Source organism: Arthrobacter sp. C9C5 (assembly GCF_013359735.1).
Taxonomy (GTDB): Bacteria; Actinomycetota; Actinomycetes; order Actinomycetales; family Micrococcaceae; genus Arthrobacter.
On sequence record NZ_JABFMX010000007.1, the window covers coordinates 90,451 to 106,873 of the forward strand.

Below are 16,423 nucleotides of genomic sequence, written 5' to 3' on the forward strand. Positions count from 1 at the left end.
CGATTCCTGTTCGGTCTCTACCAGTCTATCAAGCCCCGCGAAATGTCCGGCGAGTCGCCCGGGCCGGCTACGGCCGGCCGGCCCGGTTCGGCTACCAGAGCCGCTTGCTGGCCCGCCGGGCGCCCTCTCCGAGTGCCTCGAGTTTGGCAAAGGCAATCTGCGGATGGACGCGGCCGCCGAGGCCGCAGTCCGTGGACGCAATCACGTTTTCGCGGCCCACCAGGTCCGCGAAGCGCACGATCCGGTCCGCCACCAGGTCCGGGTGCTCGACGACGTTGGTGGCGTGGGAGACGACGCCCGGGATGATCGACTTCCCCTCGGGAAGCTTGGTGTCCTCCCAGACCCGCCATTCGTGCTCGTGCCGCACGTTGGCCGCCTCGAAGGAGTAGGCGCCGGCGTTGATCTGCAGGACGGAACCGATGATGTCCGCGAAGGGGATGTCCGTGGTGTGCGGTCCGTGCCAGGATCCCCAGCAGACGTGCAGCCGGATCTTCTCCTGCGGAAGGTCGCGCAGCGCCCAGTTGGTGGCCTCGACCCGGAGCTGGATGAACTTCAGGTAGTCCTCGAGGCTCGGCTCGGGGTTGATCTGGTCCCAGCTCTCGGCCAGGGAGGGGTCGTCGAGCTGGACGGTCAGGCCGGCGTCGATGATGGCCTTGTATTCCTCGCGCATGGCATCGGCACAGGCGTAAAGGAGTTCCTCATCGCTCTGGTAGTACTCGTTGGCCACCCGGGCGCAGGAGCCGGGGGAGAGGGAGGCGACGAATCCCTCGGTGAGGCCGGCCGCGGCCAGGCCGGTCTTGAGGTTGGTGATGTCCGAGGCCACGAGCGCCTGGCCGGTGTACGTCAGCGGCCCCGCGATCTTTGGCTGCGTGACGGCCTTGCGGTGGGCCAGGATCCCGGAGGAGGGGTCGTTGTACGCGTCGTTGAACTTCTGCCGGTCACGGCGGTCCGGGAACGAGGTCAGGACGATGTGGCCCGGCGAGGAACGGTGGACCTTGGCGTCGGCCCAGCGGTCCACCTCGGTGGGTTCCAGTCCGCCGAGCCTGGAGAAGGAGTAGTTCCACCAGGCGCCGTAGTCCACCGTGCTGGACATCGTGTGGCCGTACTCGCCGTCGTTGGGGATGTCGACGCCCAGATCCTTCTGGCGCTGCACGACGTCCACCACCGAGGTTTCCAGCAGGTCCAGGAACTCGGGGGTGACGCCGTCGGCTTCCTTGGCCTCGTTCGCGGCGATGAGTTCCGGCGTCCGGGGCAATGAGCCGGCGTGGGTGACACGGATGTGGTCGGTGTTCTGGGACATGGCGCGGTTTCCTTCCATCGGTCCTGGCGGTAGCACCGTGGCCGGTCACGCCGGCCGTGGGAGGCAGGCTGTGTCCGGCAGGGTTGCTGCGGCGTCAACGGTCCAGGTCCCTCGGCCGCTCGGGATGGTCACTCTCACTTAATTCCACGCGGGCCTGTACCGCAAGTCGTGCCCGCTATGTGTCGCGGTGTCCACACAGGGAGCCAAAACGGTGCCGGCCGGCGTTTTCGGCTAAACTTGGGTGGTAAGAGCCCCGGACTCTGGCGCTGACGGTACAGATCGTAGTGGTACAGATCGTAGTGGTACTGCGCACAGCGGTAGATTCGGGGCATTCTCATGAACGGCGCTGAGCTGCGTTGACCACCTGGTGAATCAAACGGAGTTCGGCCCGAACGAATGGGGGAGGATCCCATGCCAGCAATCGTGATCGTCGGAGCCCAATGGGGCGACGAAGGCAAAGGTAAGGCCACCGACCTGCTCGGCGGCCGTGTCGACTACGTCGTGAAGCCCAACGGCGGCAACAACGCCGGGCACACCGTCGTCGTGGGCGGTGAGAAGTATGAGCTGAAGCTCCTTCCGGCCGGCATCCTGAGCCCGAACGCAGTCCCGGTCATCGGCAACGGTTGCGTGGTGAACCTTGAAGCCCTGTTCCAGGAGATCGACGGCCTGGAAGCCCGCGGCGCGGACACCTCCAAGTTGCGCGTCTCCGCTAACGCCCACCTCGTGGCGCCGTACCACCAGGTGCTGGACAAGGTCACCGAACGGTTCCTCGGCAGCCGCGCGATCGGCACCACCGGCCGCGGAATCGGGCCGGCCTACATGGACAAGGTGGCCCGCCTCGGCATCCGCGTGCAGGACGTGTTCGACGCGTCCATCCTGCGCCAGAAGGTCGAAGGCTCGCTGCGGCAGAAGAACGAACTGCTGGTCAAGGTCTACAACCGCCGGGACATCGAGGTGGACGAGATCGTGGACTACTTCCTGTCCTTCGCCGAACGCCTGCGCCCGCTGGTCATCGACAGCACCTTCGTGCTGAACAAGGCGTTGGACGAGGGCAAGGTGGTCCTCATGGAGGGCGGCCAGGCCACGTTCCTGGACGTCGACCACGGCACCTACCCGTTCGTGACCTCCTCGAACCCGACCGCCGGCGGCGCCTCCGTGGGCTCGGGCATCGGCCCCACCCGGATCTCGCGCTCCATCGGCATCATCAAGGCCTACACCACGCGTGTCGGCGCCGGGCCGTTCCCCACGGAACTGTTCGATGAGATGGGCCTGTACCTGCAGAAGACCGGCGGCGAGTTCGGCGTCAACACCGGCCGGCCGCGCCGCTGCGGCTGGTACGACGCCGTGCTGGCGCGCCACGCCTCGCGCGTAAACGGCTTCACCGACTACTTCGTCACCAAGCTGGACGTGCTCACCGGCATCGAGCAGATCCCGGTCTGTGTGGCCTATGACGTCGACGGCGTCCGCCACGACGAAATGCCGATGACGCAGACCGAGTTCCACCACGCCAAGCCGATCTTCGAGTACTTCGAAGGCTGGACCGAGGACATCACCGGTGCCCGCAGCCTGGACGACCTGCCGGAGAATGCGCGGAACTACGTGCTGGCCCTCGAGAAGCTCTCCGGCACCCGGTTCTCCGCGATCGGCGTCGGCCCGGACCGCGACCAGACCATCGTGGTCAACGACCTCATCAACGACTGACGCTTCAGTAACTGGCGCACGACGGCGGCGGGTCACCTGCAATGGTGGCCCGCCGCCGTCGTCGTTAAAGCCGCCGTCTGGGGCCGTCGCAGGGCCTGTCGAAAAAGAGAAAAGAAATTCTTATCGCTGCGTAACCTTTCGGGGTGTCCCAGCGATTACTCCTTTGTAAGCGCCGCCCGGAGCCCTGGTCCCCCCATCAGGCCCGGCCGGCCTTGTAGCGGAAGATCCGACCGGCGCCTGCCCCCATCAGGCGCTGGGGACTTCGAGAGAGATCCGACGGGCACCTGCCCCCATCAGGTGCCGACAGGACTTCGACCGTAAGTGCCGGCTGGCGCCTGCCCCCATCAGGCGCCAGCCAGCCTTCAACCAACCAAAGGATGTACGTTTTTCATGAAGAGTGTTAGCAAGACCACCAAGATTGCTGTCGGCGCCGCGATTCTCGCGGTCGGAGGTTTCTCCGGAATCGGCCTGGCCAACGCGGCCCAGACGTCCAGCACCCAGCAGGCTGAAGTGAACCACGCTACGCCCGCCACCCCCGCTGTTCCGGCTGTTCCGGCAACCACCGAACTGCCCGACGCACCGGCCACCCCGGCCGTTCCGGCCGTCCCGGCTACCCCGAACGCTGACGGTTCCGCCAAGGGCGACGCCAAGGGTGACGCCGATGTCGAGGGTACCGAGGGTTCCGCTGAGGGCTCTGTCTCCGCTGACAAGGACGGCGTAACCGTCGACGGTGCCGCTAACGCCAAGGGCGCCGCCGAGGCCAAGGCCCACGCCGGCGTAACCGTCGCAACCCCGGCTGTTCCCGCCGCCAAGGGCGCCCCGGCTGTCAAGGCCGTGCCGGCTGTTCCGTCGGTTGAGCAGCCCAAGCTCGACAAGTAAGCACCAAACGCCTCTCTTCGGAGGCGATGGGGTGCGGCCGCTAGACTATCGGGGGCCGCACCCCAGCAGTAACGGAAGGAAAGCCTCTTGGCAGACCAGCTGAGCGATGACGAACTGTCAGCAGCTCTGGCTGGCGACCCGTCAGGGTTCAGCGCCGTTTACACCGTGATCTCCCCGGCGGTGCTCGGCTACTTCCGGGCCAAGGGCGTCGACGACGCCGAGGCCCTCACCCAAGACGTCTTCGTGGACGTCCTGCCGAAACTGGCCAACGTCACCGGCGGCCACACCGGGTTGCGGACCTTCATCTTCTCCGTCGCCCACGCCCGGCTGGTCGACCACCACCGGCGCGCCGAACGCACACCGTACCTGGCCGAATATGACCCGCTGAACGACGGGCGATATTCCGCCTCCGCGGAGGACGAGGCGCTCGGTTCGCTGGGCGGCCTGTCCCACACACTTGCCCGGCTCAACGAAGAGCAACGGGAAGTCCTGGTCCTGCGGATCGTCGCAGACCTCTCCATCGATCAGGTGGCCGGCATCATGGGCAAGACCCCGGGTGCCATCAAACAGCTTCAGCGGCGCGGGCTCAATGCCTTGCGCGAACTTGTAACCGAAAAGGACCACGCAGCATCATGACCGGCACACGCGACCCCCAGCAGGATGGCAACATCCAGGCGATGCTCCGTGACTCCGGACTCGAAGCTGCCACCGAACTCCGCAGCACCCTCGAGCAGCTTCAGGCACTGGTGCCGGAGCAGGCACCGGCGCCCCGGACCGACCTCGCCGCGCTGCTCTCCGCCGGTTCGGCCCGCGCGGTGGCCGGGCCCGCCGACGACCTTCCGTTCCGCCCCGCCGAGGACCTTCCCGACGGCGTGAGCAGCCTCGCGGACCGGCGACGCGGCCACAAACGCCGGATGGCCCTCATTGGTGGCGCCGTAATCGGTGCAATGAGCCTCGGCGCCGGGGCCGTGGCAGCCTCCAGCCATGACTTCCGTGAGAACGTGGGCCACACTCTCGGCGTTATTTTCCAGCCCGCGGCACCCACCCGAGCCCCGGCCCCTTCTGTCGGCACGCCCTCGGATCTCCCGGCGGCCCCGGTTCCGGTGCCGGCTGGCACGTCCCCGTCCCTGACTGGTCCGGCGGCGCCCTCAGCCCAGGCAACGGCGCAGGTGCCGAAGCATGCAGGCCCCATCGCTACTCCTCCCGCCGTTGGCCGTGGGGGAGTCCTTCCGACGCCGGGACACCGGCCCGTGAAGCCCGGCTCCCAGGGCCAGAACGGCCGGGGCCTTGCTCCGGGCCCGCTGCCGACGTCGCCCACTCTTCCCGGGCTTCCGACTGCTCTCCCCACCGCCAAGCCGTAGCGCGCCCCGCCTGGGCGTCCCGGTTTAGGGACCTCGTTTAGGCGAGTACCTGCCGCTTGGAGGAGATGACGCCGGTGTCGAAGCCCGCCAGATGGAGGCCGCCGTGGAAGCGGGCGTGCTCGATCTTCACGCAGCGGTCCATCACGACGTCGAGTCCGGCCGCCTCGGCTTCCTTCGCGACGTCCTCATGCCACGAGCCCAGCTGCAGCCAGAGCGTCTTGGCGCCCGCGGCGATGGCCTCGTCCAGCACACCGGGCAGGTCATCATGCTTGCGGAACACGTCGACGATGTCCGGGCTTTCCGGCAGGTCAGCGAGCGAAGCGTAGCTCGGCTCGCCCAGGATCTCCTTGACCACCGGGTTCACGAAGTAGACCTTGTAGCGGGTGGAGGACTGCAGGTAGGTCGCGACGAAGTAGCTGGCCCGGGACGGCTTGTCCGAGGCGCCCACAATCGCGATCGTCTTGGCCTGGCGCAGCAGGGCCAGCCGCTCGGGCGCGGACGGGCCGGTCCAGGTACGGGTCTGTTCGGCGCTCATGCGCTTGCTCCGATCGTGCAGCTATCCGCGGGCAGGGCTTTCGGGGTGGATGTGTCCGGGGCTGGCTCTTCGGATGCCGCGTCCAGGGCCTGGTCAAGGTCCCAGAGGATGTCATCGATGTCCTCCAGGCCAATCGAAATCCGGACGAGGTCCTCCGGGACGCCGGCGGATTCGAGCTGCGCCGGGCTGAGCTGCTGGTGGGTCGTGGAGCCGGGATGGATCACCAGGGTCCGCGAGTCGCCCACGTTGGCCAGGTGCGAGGCCAGCTGCAGCGACTCGATGAACTTCTGGCCCGCGGCTCGGCCGCCCTTCACGCCGAAGGAGAACACCGAGCCGGGGCCCAGCGGCAGGTACTTCCGCGCCCGGTCGAAGTGCGGGTGCGAGGGCAGGCCGGAATAGTTCACATAGGCCACACGCTCGTCGGCTTCAAGCCATTCGGCCACGGCCTGGGCGTTCCTGAGGTGCTCGTCCAGGCGTTGCGGGAGCGTCTCCACGCCCTGCAGCAGCTGGAACGCCGACTGCGGGGACAGCGCGGGGCCGATGTCGCGCAACTGCTCGCAGCGCAGCTTGGTGAGGAAGCCGTACTCGCCGAAATTCCCCCACCAGGAGACGTTGCCGTAGGAGGCCACCGGTTCGGTCATGGTGGGGAACTTGCCGTTGCCCCAATTGAAGCGGCCGCTTTCGACGATGACGCCGCCGAGGGTGGTGCCGTGGCCGCCGAGGAACTTCGTGGCGGAGTGGATCACGATGTCCGCCCCGTGCTCGATCGGCCGCACCAGATACGGGGTGCTCAAGGTGGCGTCGACGACGAGCGGGATGCCGGCGTCGTGCGCCACCTTCGCCAGGCCCTCAAGGTCCTGGACTTCCGACGACGGGTTGGCCACCACCTCGACGAAGATCGCCTTGGTGTTGTCCCGGACCGCCGCGGCGTAGTCCGCCGGGTCGGTGCCGGCCACGAACGTGGTGTCCACGCCGAAGCGGCGCAGCGTCACGTCCAGCTGGGTCACCGTGCCGCCGTAAAGCTGGGATGCCGCCACAATATGGTCGCCGGACTGGGTGAGCGCGGCAAAGGTAATGAACTCCGCGGCCATGCCAGAGGACGTGGCCACCGCGCCGATGCCGCCCTCGAGCGAGGCGATGCGCTCTTCGAACGCGGCCACCGTGGGGTTGCCGATCCGGGAGTAGATGTTGCCGTACTTCTGCAGCGCGAACAGGTTGGCGGCGTCCTGGGTGTCCTTGAACACGAAGGACGTCGTCTGGTAGATCGGCACGGCCCGGGCGCCGTGTTCGGCGTCGGGCGTGCCGCCGGCGTGCAGGGCGCGGGTGCGGAAACCGAATTTGCGGTCAGCCATTACGCAGCCACCTCAACTTTCGCCGCCGGGGTCTGGGACAGGTCCAGCTCGACGTCGTGCTTGCGGGCGAGGCCCGCCTCGAGTTCGCGAACGATCGGCAGGACGTCCGTACCGAACGCGGCGACCTCCTCCTGGAAGTGCAGGTAGCCGGTGAGGAACAGGTTCACGCCGATCTTCTTGTACTCCACGATCCGCTCCGCGATCTGCTCCGGGGTGCCGATCAGCTGGGTCTTAAAACCGTCGTTGTACTGGACCAGGTCCTCGAAGCTGGAGTCGGCCCACATGCCCTTGCCGTCCTTCGTGGACGCTCCGGCTTCCTGGACAGCGGCACGGAAGCCGTCGACGGCGGGCTTGTGCGCCTTCTCGACGATCTCGCGCAGGGTGTCGCGGGCTTCCTTCTCGGAATCACGGGCGATGACGAAGCCGTTCAGGCCAAAACGCGGGGAGGGGAGGTGGGAGGAACTCAGCGAGGCCAGTGCGCCCGGGGTGCCGCGGTGCGCCTCACCAGCGGAGGCAACCACGCCGGCGATGTTCTCCTTGAACCCTTCCAGGTCCTTGCCGTTGGAGAAGTACCAGTCCGCGACCCGGCCGGCCGTGGCCTGTGCCGCGGTGGAGTTGCCGCCGAAGAAGATCTCCGGGTGCGCGCGCCCGGGCACGTCGACGGGGGCCGGCTGCAGGGTGAAGTCGGTGATGTTGTAGTACTTGCCCGACTGGCTGTACTCCTGCTCGGTCCAGAGCCCGCGGAGGACGCGGATGAATTCCTCGGTCCGGACGTAGCGCTCGTCGTGTTCGAGCCATTCGAGGCCGAAGTTTTCGAACTCGGCCTTGAGCCAGCCGGAAACGATGTTCACGGCGGCGCGGCCGTTGGAGATGTGGTCCGCGGTGATGATGTACTTCGCCAGCACGCCGGGGTGCCACATGCCCGGGTGGACGGCGGAGATCACCTTGAGCCGCTCGGTGGCGGCCAGCAGGGCGAGGCTGAAGGAGGTGGCCTCGTGCTGCTTGTCCGCGCCATAGGAGGCGGCATAGCGGGTCTGGGTCAGCGCGTATTCAAAGCCGGAGTTCTCGGCGATCCGGGCCAGCTTCTTGTTGTACTCGAAGTCCCAGCCGGTGCGCTGTTCAATGGTGGAAACCACCAGGCCGCCGGAGACGTTGGGGACCCAGTAGGCGAACTTCAGGGGTTCGGAAAGACGGGCGACGCTGCTGATGTCAGTCATTGGTGTTCCTTACTTCTGGGGTATTTCCGGTGTTATTGCGGTCGCGCAGGACGGTCTGGATGCCGGCGATCGACGGTTCGTTCTGCAGGGAGGTCGTGTCGCCGAGCGTCGTTCCTTCGAACAGCTGCGTCAGCAGCCGGCGCATGATCTTGCCGCTGCGGGTCTTCGGCACATCGGGAACGACGACGACGTCGCGCGGCTTCGCGATCGGCCCGATCTGCGTGGCGACGTGTGCCTTCAATTCGGACGCGATGTCCTCGGTCACCGCCGAATCTTTCAGCACGACAAATGCGACGATCGCGTGCCCGGTCTTCGGGTCCGCGACCGGGCAGACGCCGGCCTCCACCACGTCCGGGTGCGAGACGAGGGCCGATTCGATTTCGATGGTGGAGAGCAGGTGCCCTGAGACGTTGAGGGTGTCGTCCACCCGCCCCAGGATCCAGATGTCGCCGTCGTCGTCGTACTTGGCGCCGTCGCCGGCGAGGAACCAGCCCTGCTCGACGAACTGGCGCCAGTAGGAATCGAAGTAGCGTTGCGGGTTCCCCCACACGGTCCGGGCGATGGCGGGGCCGGGGGCGTCCACCACGATGAAGCCCTGGACTCCGGGCGGGACGGTGGTGCCCGCCTCGTCCACGATCCGGGTGCCGACGCCGGGCAGCGGCCGGGCGGCGCAGCCGGGCTTGAAGTCCGCGTCCGTCGGGGCCGGGGAGAGGATGGTGGCACCGGTTTCGGACTGCCACCAGGTGTCCACCACCGGGGCCGTGCCCGCCCCCACGTTCTCCCGGAACCAGCGCCACGCCTCGGGGTTGACGGCTTCGCCGACGGTGCCCAGCAGGCGGATGGAGGAGAGGTCGTAGCCGGCCGGGACGCCGTCCGGGAACCAGCCCATCAGCGACCGGACCAGGGTGGGCGCAGTGTAGTACTGCGTGACGCCGTAGCGTTCGATGATTTCGAAGTGCCGGCCGGGGTGCGGGGTGTTGGGCGTGCCCTCGAAGATCACCTGGGTGGCGCCGTTGGAGAGTGGGCCGTAGAGCTCGTAGGTGTGGGCGGTGACCCAGGCGAGGTCAGCCGTGCACCAGTGGACGTCCCGGTCCCGGAGGGCCGGGTCCGGGTTGCTGAAGAGGTGCTCGAAGCTCCAGGACGCCTGCGTGAGGTAGCCGCCGGAGGTGTGGACCAGGCCCTTGGGCTTTCCGGTGGTGCCGGAGGTGTACATGATGAACAGCGGCGTCTCGGCGTCGAACGCCTCGGGTTCGTGGACGTCGGAGGCCCGCCCGACGGCGTCGTGCCACCACACGTCGCGGCCTGCGGTCATCGGGACGCTGCCGAGGAGGTCCGGTGCGGCGGTGCGGTTGACCACCAGGACACGCTCGATCGCGTTGTCCCCGGCGACGGCCGCATCCGCGTTCGCCTTCACCGGGACCGCGACGCCGCGGCGGAACTGCCCGTCGGTGGTGACCAGCAGCTTGGCGCCCGTGTCCTCCACCCGGAACTTGAGCGCCTCGGCCGAGAAACCGCCGAACACGAGCGAGTGGATGGCGCCGATCCGGGCCACGGCCAGGGTTATGATCACCGTTTCGGGGATCACCGGAAGGTAAATGACCACCCGGTCGCCCTTGGTGATGCCGAGGTCCAGCAGGGCGTTGGCGGCCTTGGCCACGTCGCGCTGCAGCTCGGCGTAGGTGATGGTGCGGCGGTCGCCGGGCTCGCCCTCGAAGTGCAGTGCCACCTTGTCCCCGCGTCCCGCCGCTACATGACGGTCGACGCAGTTGTGGGCGACGTTGAGCTTCCCGCCGTCGAACCAGCTGATCTGCGGGCCCATGCCGGCCGCGGCGTCGGCCGGGACGCGGCGGTGCGCGGTGTGCCAGGGCTTGTCCTGCCCGGGCACGTCCTCCCAGTCGAGCCGGAGGGCGGCCGCCTCCCAGAACGCGATGCGCTCTTCCTCGGTAGCCGGGAGGTTGGCCGGCGCTGTTTCGGTGGCTACGCCCATCGTTTCACCGCCCATTTTTCGGCGAGGCCCAGCAGGGCGTCGGTGACCTTGCCGATCACGGCCAGCAGCACGATTGCCAGCAGGAGCCGGTCCGTGCGGCCGTTGTTCTGCGAATCCGTCAGCAGGAAACCGAGCCCCATCGAGGAGGCGATGAGTTCGGCGGCGACCAGGAACAGCCAGGCCTGGGCCAGCGCGAGCCGGAGCCCGGAGAACACGGCCGGCACGACCGCCGGAAGCTGGACCGTGGTCAGCAGCTTCACGCCCTTGAGCCCGAACGCCCGTGCCGCTTCGACCAGGTTCCGGTCCACGTGGCGCAGCGCCAGCGAGACCGTCGTGAAGACCGGGAAGAACGCGCCGATCAGGATCAGGGTGACCTTGGAGTCCTCGCCGATCTTCATCCAGAGGATCAGCAGCGGCACCCACGCCAGCGACGGGACGGCCCGGAGCGCGCCGATGGTGGGCGCGAGCAGGGCATCCGCGAACCGGGACAGGCCCACCAGGGACCCGAACACCAGTCCCAGCGCCGCGCCGGCCGCGAAGCCGATTAGCACGCGCTGCGTTGAGATCGCGATGTGCTGCCCGAGCTGCCCGCGCTGGAGCAGGTCAAGGCCGGCCTCCAGCACCATGGCCGGCGGCGGGAGCTGGACCACGCTGAACACCCCGGCGGCCGTGGACAGCTGCCAGGCGGCCAGCACCGCAGCGGGAATGATCAATCCAAGGAGCAGACGCGCCCAGCCGTTGGCCAGGATCCCGGCGGGGGACCATCCGTTCGCCGGGGAGCCGCCTCCACCCGTGACGGGGGAGTCCGGCCGGGCGGCGTCTGCCGGAGTTGCGGGGACGGCTGCAGCGCGCCCGTCCGCAACATTGTTGCCGGTGAGGAAGGGATTTTCGAGGTTGGTCATCAGGAATCCTTGATGGCGGACGCGTCCGCCTTCTTCACCAGCGAGTCATCGAGAAGCGAGGCGACGGCGTCGTCGATCTGCTTCTGGCTTGCAACGTCCCCGGTCTCCACGAAGGTCGGGCCGATCTTCGCGAGCACCTTGCGCTGGGCCTCGCCCGGCGCCGGGTCGACGTCGAGGTTGCTGCGCTGCAGCACCACGGTCTTCGCGACGGCGAGGTCCAGTCCCGCTGCGTCGGCAAGGATCTGCGCGGTTTCCTCCGGGTTGGCCGACGCCCAGGCGCGCGCCTTCTCGTAGGCGTTGACGACGGCCTGCGCCTGCTTGGGCTTGTCCTTCAGGAAGGATTCCGTGGCGTTCAGGAAGCCGTAGGTGTTGAAGGAGAGGTTCCGGTAGAAGAGCTTGGCGCCCTTCTGCTCCGCCCCGGCCATGATCGGGTCGAGCCCGGACCACGCATCCACCGAGCCGTTTTCCAGCGCCGCACGGCCGTCGGCGTGCTGCAGGTTCTGCACGGTGACGTCCTTGGCGGACAGCCCGGCTTCGGAGAGCGACTGGAGCAGGAAGAAGTACGGGTCGGTGCCCTTGGTGGCCGCCACCGACTTGCCCTTGAGGTCAGCCACCGTGCTGATGCCGGAGCCAGGCTTGGTGACGAGCGCCGCCCATTCCGGCTGCGAGAAGATGTCGATGGCCTTGATCGGCGACCCGTTGGCCTTGGCCAGGAGGGCGGCCGAGCCGGCGGTGGAGCCGACGTCGATCGCGCCGGACCGCAGCGCCTCGTTGGCCTTGTTCGAGCCGGCTGACTGGACCCAGTTGACGGTGACGCCCTGGTCCTTCAGCGCCGTCTCGAGCCAGCCCTTCTTCTTGATCACGAGGCTCAACGGGTTGTACGTGGCGAAATCGATGTTCAGTGTGGCGCTCCCGGCGGCGCCGCTTGCTGCGGGCTTGCCGGAACCCTCGCCGGCGACGCAGCCGGTGAGGGCCAGTGCGGCGGAGACGGCGGCGGCCGTGAGGAGGGAGCGGCGGGTGGTCTTGCGGCGGGTGGTCTTGCGGGCGAAGGGCATGGAGGTTCCTTTGAGAACGGTGGATGCGGGTGCGGAGGAGGTGAAGAACGGTGGAGCGAGCCGGCGCGGCACGCTCTGGCGCGTCCTGCCGGGAGGTCCGGGGAGCGGTGGGGCGGCTAGTGGCCGTCGACGCCGAGGCTGGCCAGGAGCGAGGCCCGCATTCGGGCGAGCTCCGCCGAGGCCCGGTCCCGAGGACGTTCGCCGGGGACGACGACGGTGCGGACAATCGTTGCGCCCGGCGCCGGGGCACCGGATTCGGTTGCGCGGCCTGGCTCCTTGCCGAGGACGATGATGCGGTCGGCCAGCTGGAGGGCTTCGTCGACGTCGTGGGTCACCAGCAGCACGGTGGTCGGCTCCGCCCGGTGGACCTCCAGCAGCAGGTCCTGCATCTTGATCCGGGTCAGGGCGTCGAGGGCGCCGAAGGGTTCGTCGAGCAGCAGGACGCCCGGGTTGCGGGCCAGGGCGCGGGCCAGCGAGGCGCGCTGGGCCATGCCGCCGGAGACCTCGCGCGGCCGGTGCTTGGCGAAATCCTGCAGGCCCACGAGTTCGAGGAGCCGGGCGACCTTGGCCTTGCCGTCCCTGGCGCTGACACCGGTGGGCAGGCCGATGGCGATGTTGGCCTGCAGGGTGTGCCAGGGCAGCAGCCGCGGCTCCTGGAAGGCGAAGGCGCAGCGGGCGTCCACGCCTTGGACCGGGACGCCGTCGATCTCGACGGCGCCGGCGGTGGGGGCATCAAGGCCGGCGGTGGCGCGCAGCAGGGTGGACTTGCCGCAGCCGGACGTGCCCAGGATGGCGAGGACTTCACCGGTCCGGACATCGAAGTCCACGTCGCGGAGCACGGTGTGAGCCTCGCTGCCGGAACCGAACGCGCGGCGCAGGCCGCGGAAGGACACCGGCAGCGCAGGCGTGCGGGTGGTTTCCCCGGCGGAGGCGTCCGCGGACGCAACAGTTGAGGCGGGGGACAGGACAGCAGTCATAGGGATACTCCATCGGTCCTGGCAGTAGCACCCTACGGAACGAGCCTTCGGCCCGGGTGGTCAGGCCGGCCGTTCCCATGGCTCGCTACCTTGCTATCGGCGGGTTCCGGGGAGGAAATCCGACGACCAGGGTTGCTGCGGCTTCATCGATCCAGGTCTCTCGGCCGCTCGGGATGGTCATTACCCACTAAAACGGAATCGCCGATTTCCCCCAAATCCGGCGCGTAATATTCGGACACCTGCCTGCGATGCGCGGACCGCCGGTCGAATATTCGGAGCACCGCCCGGACGCCCCGCCGCGCCACGGCCCAGTCAGTGGTGGGACGTAGGCTGTGCACATGACCCATGTGAACGACCCCGCGGTTATCGAACGCCTCCTGCGCACCAAGGGCAGGTGGGCGATCGTGGGACTGACCACCAACGAATGGCGCGCCGCCTACGACACCTCGCTGTACATCCGCGACCGGCTCGGCATGGAGATCATCCCGGTCAATCTTCCGGCCGCCCCGGTACACGGCGAGACGGGCTACGCCAGGCTGTCCGACATCCCGGACGCGAAGCAACCGCTCGACGTCGTCGATTGCTTCGTGAATTCGCGGAAGGTGGGGGACGTGGTGGACCAGGCGATCGCGGTCGGGGCGAAGGCCGTCTGGCTGCAGCTGGGCGTCATCGACGAGGCTGCCGCCGCACGTGCCAAGGCGGCCGGCCTGGACGTGGTCATGAACGCGTGCCCGGCCCAGGAGGCGCCGCGCTTCGACCTCTGACGGCCGCTGCCGCTGACGGCCGCCACTGCCGGTAGCTGCCGCCGCCGGCCGGGCTAGGCTGGGAGCATGGACGCAGCAGCACTCCGCAGGATTTGCCTGGGCTTCCCGGGGGCCTTCGAGGACTATCCGTTCGGCCCCGACACCGCGGTCTTCAAGGTCCGCGCCGCGGTGCCCGGCGGGGCCCGGCACGAGGCCAAGATGTTCGCCCTGTCCGCACTGGACCCGGATGACCTCGTAGTGAGCTTGAAGTGCGAACCCGCGCTCGCCGAACAACTGCGGGCCGCGCATCCGGAAATCAGCGGCGCTTGGCACCTGAACAAGCGGCACTGGAACGGGGTGCGACTGGACGGTTCGTTGCCGGATTCCATGGTCCGCGACATGGTGGAGGACTCCTACGACCTCGTGGTCGCCGGCCTGAGCCGCCGCCAGCAGGAGCAGCTCGGCTGGGCCCGGCTCGCCCAAGGGGAGGGCCAGCCGTGACGGGGCCGCGGATTGCCGACGGCGAGCTGAACTATCCCGGGATCGGCGCCACCGAGGACGGCACGGCGCCGGACGGTTTCCACCGGTTCCAGACCCGCGCCCAGCTGGGCCAGGGGTACCGCACCTACCGCCGTGTTGCCGACGGGATCCTCGCCTGGCAGATCCAGCGCCGGTCCGGGCTAAGGGTGCGGGTTGAGACCGAGGCGGTGGAGTCCGGTGCCCGGATTGTCAACGGATTCGGCATCGGACCGTTCAGAATCAACGCGCCGTGTGAGGTTGTGTGGGTCCGCCGCCCGGACCCTGGAGATGCCCCGCAGTCGGCCGGATTCGGCTACGGCACGCTCCCGGGTCATCCGGAAAGGGGCGAGGAGGCGTTTGAGGTTTCCATCGATGCCGCTGGCGCCGTGACTTTCACCGTTACCGCGTTCAGCAGGCACGCCAACTGGTTCTATGCCGCCGGCGGAGCCGTGGCCAGGGCGGCCCAAAGACTCATCACTTCCCGATACCTTAGGAGTGCGCAAGAACTGGCCGCAGGTGAGAACTGAGAGGAGCAGAACATGCTGAATCAACAGACCCTTGACCAATTCTGGAACTTTGACGACCCCGGCCTTTCGGAGGCCCGCTTCCGCGCGGCGATCGTGGACGCGGCTTACGACGACGACGAGCGGGCCGAGTTCGCCACCCAGCTGGGCCGGGCCATCGGGCTGCAGGGCCGGTACGAGGAAGCCGACGCGCTGCTGGACTCGATCGACGGCGACGAACCCACCGTCGCCGTCCGGGTGCTGCTGGAACGCGGCCGGGTGCTGAACAGCAGCGGCCACGCCGAAATGGCGGTCCCGCTGTTCGAACAGGCCGCCGAACTCGCCGACCACTTGGGGGAGGACTTCCTGGCCGTCGACGCCCTGCACATGCTGGCGATCGCGGACAACGCGCACGCCGAGACGTGGACCCGGAGTGCCCTGGAGTACGCGTCCACGGTGCATGACGTCCGGACCCGGCGCTGGATGGTGGCGCTGCACAACAACCTCGGCTGGACCCTGCACGAGGCGGGACGATGCACCGAGGCCATGGTCGAGTTCCAACTGGCCGAGCAGTGGGCGGAACGGGTGGGCACACCGCAGCAGCAGGAACGCGCCCGGGCGGCCATCGACGCCTGCTGAGCCGGTGGCCGGACTGCAACTGCAAGAATGGAAGACCGATGTACCCCACCGAAAGGCCCAGCCGTGATCTTCATCGTCGTTAAATTCAAGGTCAAGCCCGATTGGTCCGAGCGCTGGCTCGGCCTCGTGGAGGACTTCACCCAGGCCACCCGGCAGGAGCCCGGCAACCTGTGGTTCGACTGGTCCCGCAGCGTGGAGGACCCCAATGAATTCGTCCTGGTCGAGGCCTTCAAGGACGACGCCGCCGGGGACCATGTCAACAGCAGCCACTTCAAGCAGGCCATGGCCGACATGCCGCAGGCGCTGGCCGAGACGCCCCGGATCATCAGCCGCCAGCTCGACGGCGAGGGCTGGGACCGGATGGGCGAGCTCACCATCTAACCCGTCCAACTCCGACCGATCGATGGGAAAATTCAGTCATGTGGATCGGATGGATTGAACTCGACGTCCTCCTCGGCGACGTGCACAGCCTGAAGGAGAAGCGCTCCGTGGTCCGCCCCGTGCTGGCCGAACTCAAACGACGCTTCGACGTGTCCGTGACCGAGGCGGAGTACCACGACCAGTACCGGCGGACCGTAATCGGCGCCGGAATGGTCGCGGCGGACCGGGCCCACCTCGTGGACGTGCTTGCCGCCATCGAACGCTTTGTAGCCGCGCGCCCCGAACTCGAACTGCTCAGCGCCCGCCAGCGCGAACTCCGCAGCGACGACTGACCAAACAACGCGGGGTCACTTAGCGCCCATCCTGAGGGGA

The 16,423-nt window shown here is 68.1% G+C and carries 18 protein-coding genes; 10 read left to right on the forward strand and 8 right to left on the reverse strand.

Annotated elements, in window-relative coordinates; genetic code table 11:
* Positions 1–91: 91 nt before the first annotated feature.
* Positions 92–1,300, reverse strand: a complete 1,209-nt coding sequence (locus tag HNO80_RS07385) for a cobalamin-independent methionine synthase II family protein (RefSeq protein WP_175322199.1) — start codon at positions 1,298–1,300, stop codon at positions 92–94.
* 411 nt (positions 1,301–1,711) lie between these two features.
* On the opposite strand from HNO80_RS07385, the gene HNO80_RS07390 reads away from it, so the two are divergent.
* The 4 genes from HNO80_RS07390 (at position 1,712) to HNO80_RS07405 (ending at position 5,241) form a co-directional block, all read left to right on the forward strand.
* Positions 1,712–3,001, forward strand: a complete 1,290-nt coding sequence (locus tag HNO80_RS07390) for an adenylosuccinate synthase (RefSeq protein ID WP_175322200.1) — start codon at positions 1,712–1,714, stop codon at positions 2,999–3,001.
* Positions 3,002–3,391: 390 nt separating this feature from the next.
* Positions 3,392–3,880 carry a hypothetical protein gene (locus tag HNO80_RS07395; protein ID WP_175322201.1) on the forward strand — a complete coding sequence of 163 codons (489 nt, stop codon included), beginning with the start codon at positions 3,392–3,394 and terminating at the stop codon, positions 3,878–3,880.
* Positions 3,881–3,967: 87 nt separating this feature from the next.
* Positions 3,968–4,516, forward strand: a complete 549-nt coding sequence (locus HNO80_RS07400) for an RNA polymerase sigma factor (RefSeq protein ID WP_175322202.1) — start codon at positions 3,968–3,970, stop codon at positions 4,514–4,516.
* Positions 4,513–5,241, forward strand: a complete 729-nt coding sequence (locus tag HNO80_RS07405) for a hypothetical protein (protein WP_175322203.1) — start codon at positions 4,513–4,515, stop codon at positions 5,239–5,241. Before HNO80_RS07400 ends, HNO80_RS07405 begins: the two co-directional genes overlap by 4 nt.
* A 37-nt stretch (positions 5,242–5,278) precedes the next feature.
* Here the strand turns inward: HNO80_RS07405 and HNO80_RS07410 are convergent, their stop codons facing one another.
* The 7 genes from HNO80_RS07410 to HNO80_RS07440 form a co-directional block, all read right to left on the reverse strand.
* Positions 5,279–5,776: a CoA-binding protein gene (locus HNO80_RS07410; protein ID WP_175322204.1), complete on the reverse strand. Its 498-nt coding sequence runs from the start codon at positions 5,774–5,776 to the stop codon at positions 5,279–5,281.
* The gene (locus HNO80_RS07415; RefSeq protein WP_175322205.1) at positions 5,773–7,128 is read right to left on the reverse strand and encodes an O-acetylhomoserine aminocarboxypropyltransferase/cysteine synthase family protein; all 1,356 of its coding nucleotides are present in this window, start codon (positions 7,126–7,128) and stop codon (positions 5,773–5,775) included. Before HNO80_RS07415 ends, HNO80_RS07410 begins: the two co-directional genes overlap by 4 nt.
* Positions 7,128–8,345 carry a dimethylsulfone monooxygenase SfnG gene (gene sfnG / locus HNO80_RS07420; RefSeq protein WP_175322206.1) on the reverse strand — a complete coding sequence of 406 codons (1,218 nt, stop codon included), beginning with the start codon at positions 8,343–8,345 and terminating at the stop codon, positions 7,128–7,130. Before sfnG ends, HNO80_RS07415 begins: the two co-directional genes overlap by 1 nt.
* Positions 8,338–10,332: an acetate--CoA ligase gene (gene acs / locus HNO80_RS07425; RefSeq protein ID WP_249777212.1), complete on the reverse strand. Its 1,995-nt coding sequence runs from the start codon at positions 10,330–10,332 to the stop codon at positions 8,338–8,340. The genes sfnG and acs overlap by 8 nt, the downstream gene beginning before the upstream one ends.
* Positions 10,323–11,234 (reverse strand): ABC transporter permease, encoded by a 912-nt coding sequence (locus HNO80_RS07430; protein ID WP_175322208.1) that lies wholly within the window; start codon positions 11,232–11,234, stop codon positions 10,323–10,325. The genes acs and HNO80_RS07430 overlap by 10 nt, the downstream gene beginning before the upstream one ends.
* Positions 11,234–12,289 carry an aliphatic sulfonate ABC transporter substrate-binding protein gene (locus HNO80_RS07435; protein WP_175322209.1) on the reverse strand — a complete coding sequence of 352 codons (1,056 nt, stop codon included), beginning with the start codon at positions 12,287–12,289 and terminating at the stop codon, positions 11,234–11,236. The genes HNO80_RS07430 and HNO80_RS07435 overlap by 1 nt, the downstream gene beginning before the upstream one ends.
* A gap of 116 nt (positions 12,290–12,405) precedes the next feature.
* Positions 12,406–13,266 (reverse strand): ABC transporter ATP-binding protein, encoded by an 861-nt coding sequence (locus tag HNO80_RS07440; protein WP_175322210.1) that lies wholly within the window; start codon positions 13,264–13,266, stop codon positions 12,406–12,408.
* A gap of 338 nt (positions 13,267–13,604) precedes the next feature.
* Between HNO80_RS07440 and HNO80_RS07445 the strand changes: the two genes are divergently transcribed.
* The 6 genes from HNO80_RS07445 (at position 13,605) to HNO80_RS07470 (ending at position 16,383) form a co-directional block, all read left to right on the forward strand.
* Positions 13,605–14,030, forward strand: coding sequence for a CoA-binding protein (locus HNO80_RS07445; RefSeq protein ID WP_175322211.1), 426 nt, complete (start codon positions 13,605–13,607; stop codon positions 14,028–14,030).
* Between the two features lie 66 nt (positions 14,031–14,096).
* A complete protein-coding gene (locus tag HNO80_RS07450) occupies positions 14,097–14,510 on the forward strand; it encodes an MmcQ/YjbR family DNA-binding protein (RefSeq protein ID WP_175322212.1) in 414 nt (137 codons plus the stop codon).
* Positions 14,507–15,055, forward strand: coding sequence for a DUF1990 domain-containing protein (locus HNO80_RS07455; RefSeq protein WP_175322213.1), 549 nt, complete (start codon positions 14,507–14,509; stop codon positions 15,053–15,055). Before HNO80_RS07450 ends, HNO80_RS07455 begins: the two co-directional genes overlap by 4 nt.
* 12 nt (positions 15,056–15,067) lie before the next feature.
* On the forward strand, positions 15,068–15,670 hold the full coding sequence (locus tag HNO80_RS07460) for a tetratricopeptide repeat protein (protein WP_175322214.1): 603 nt from the start codon (positions 15,068–15,070) through the stop codon (positions 15,668–15,670).
* A 63-nt stretch (positions 15,671–15,733) separates the two neighbouring features.
* Positions 15,734–16,051, forward strand: a complete 318-nt coding sequence (locus HNO80_RS07465; protein ID WP_175322215.1) for a putative quinol monooxygenase — start codon at positions 15,734–15,736, stop codon at positions 16,049–16,051.
* 38 nt (positions 16,052–16,089) lie between these two features.
* Positions 16,090–16,383 carry a DUF503 domain-containing protein gene (locus HNO80_RS07470; RefSeq protein ID WP_175322216.1) on the forward strand — a complete coding sequence of 98 codons (294 nt, stop codon included), beginning with the start codon at positions 16,090–16,092 and terminating at the stop codon, positions 16,381–16,383.
* Positions 16,384–16,423: the final 40 nt, after the last annotated feature.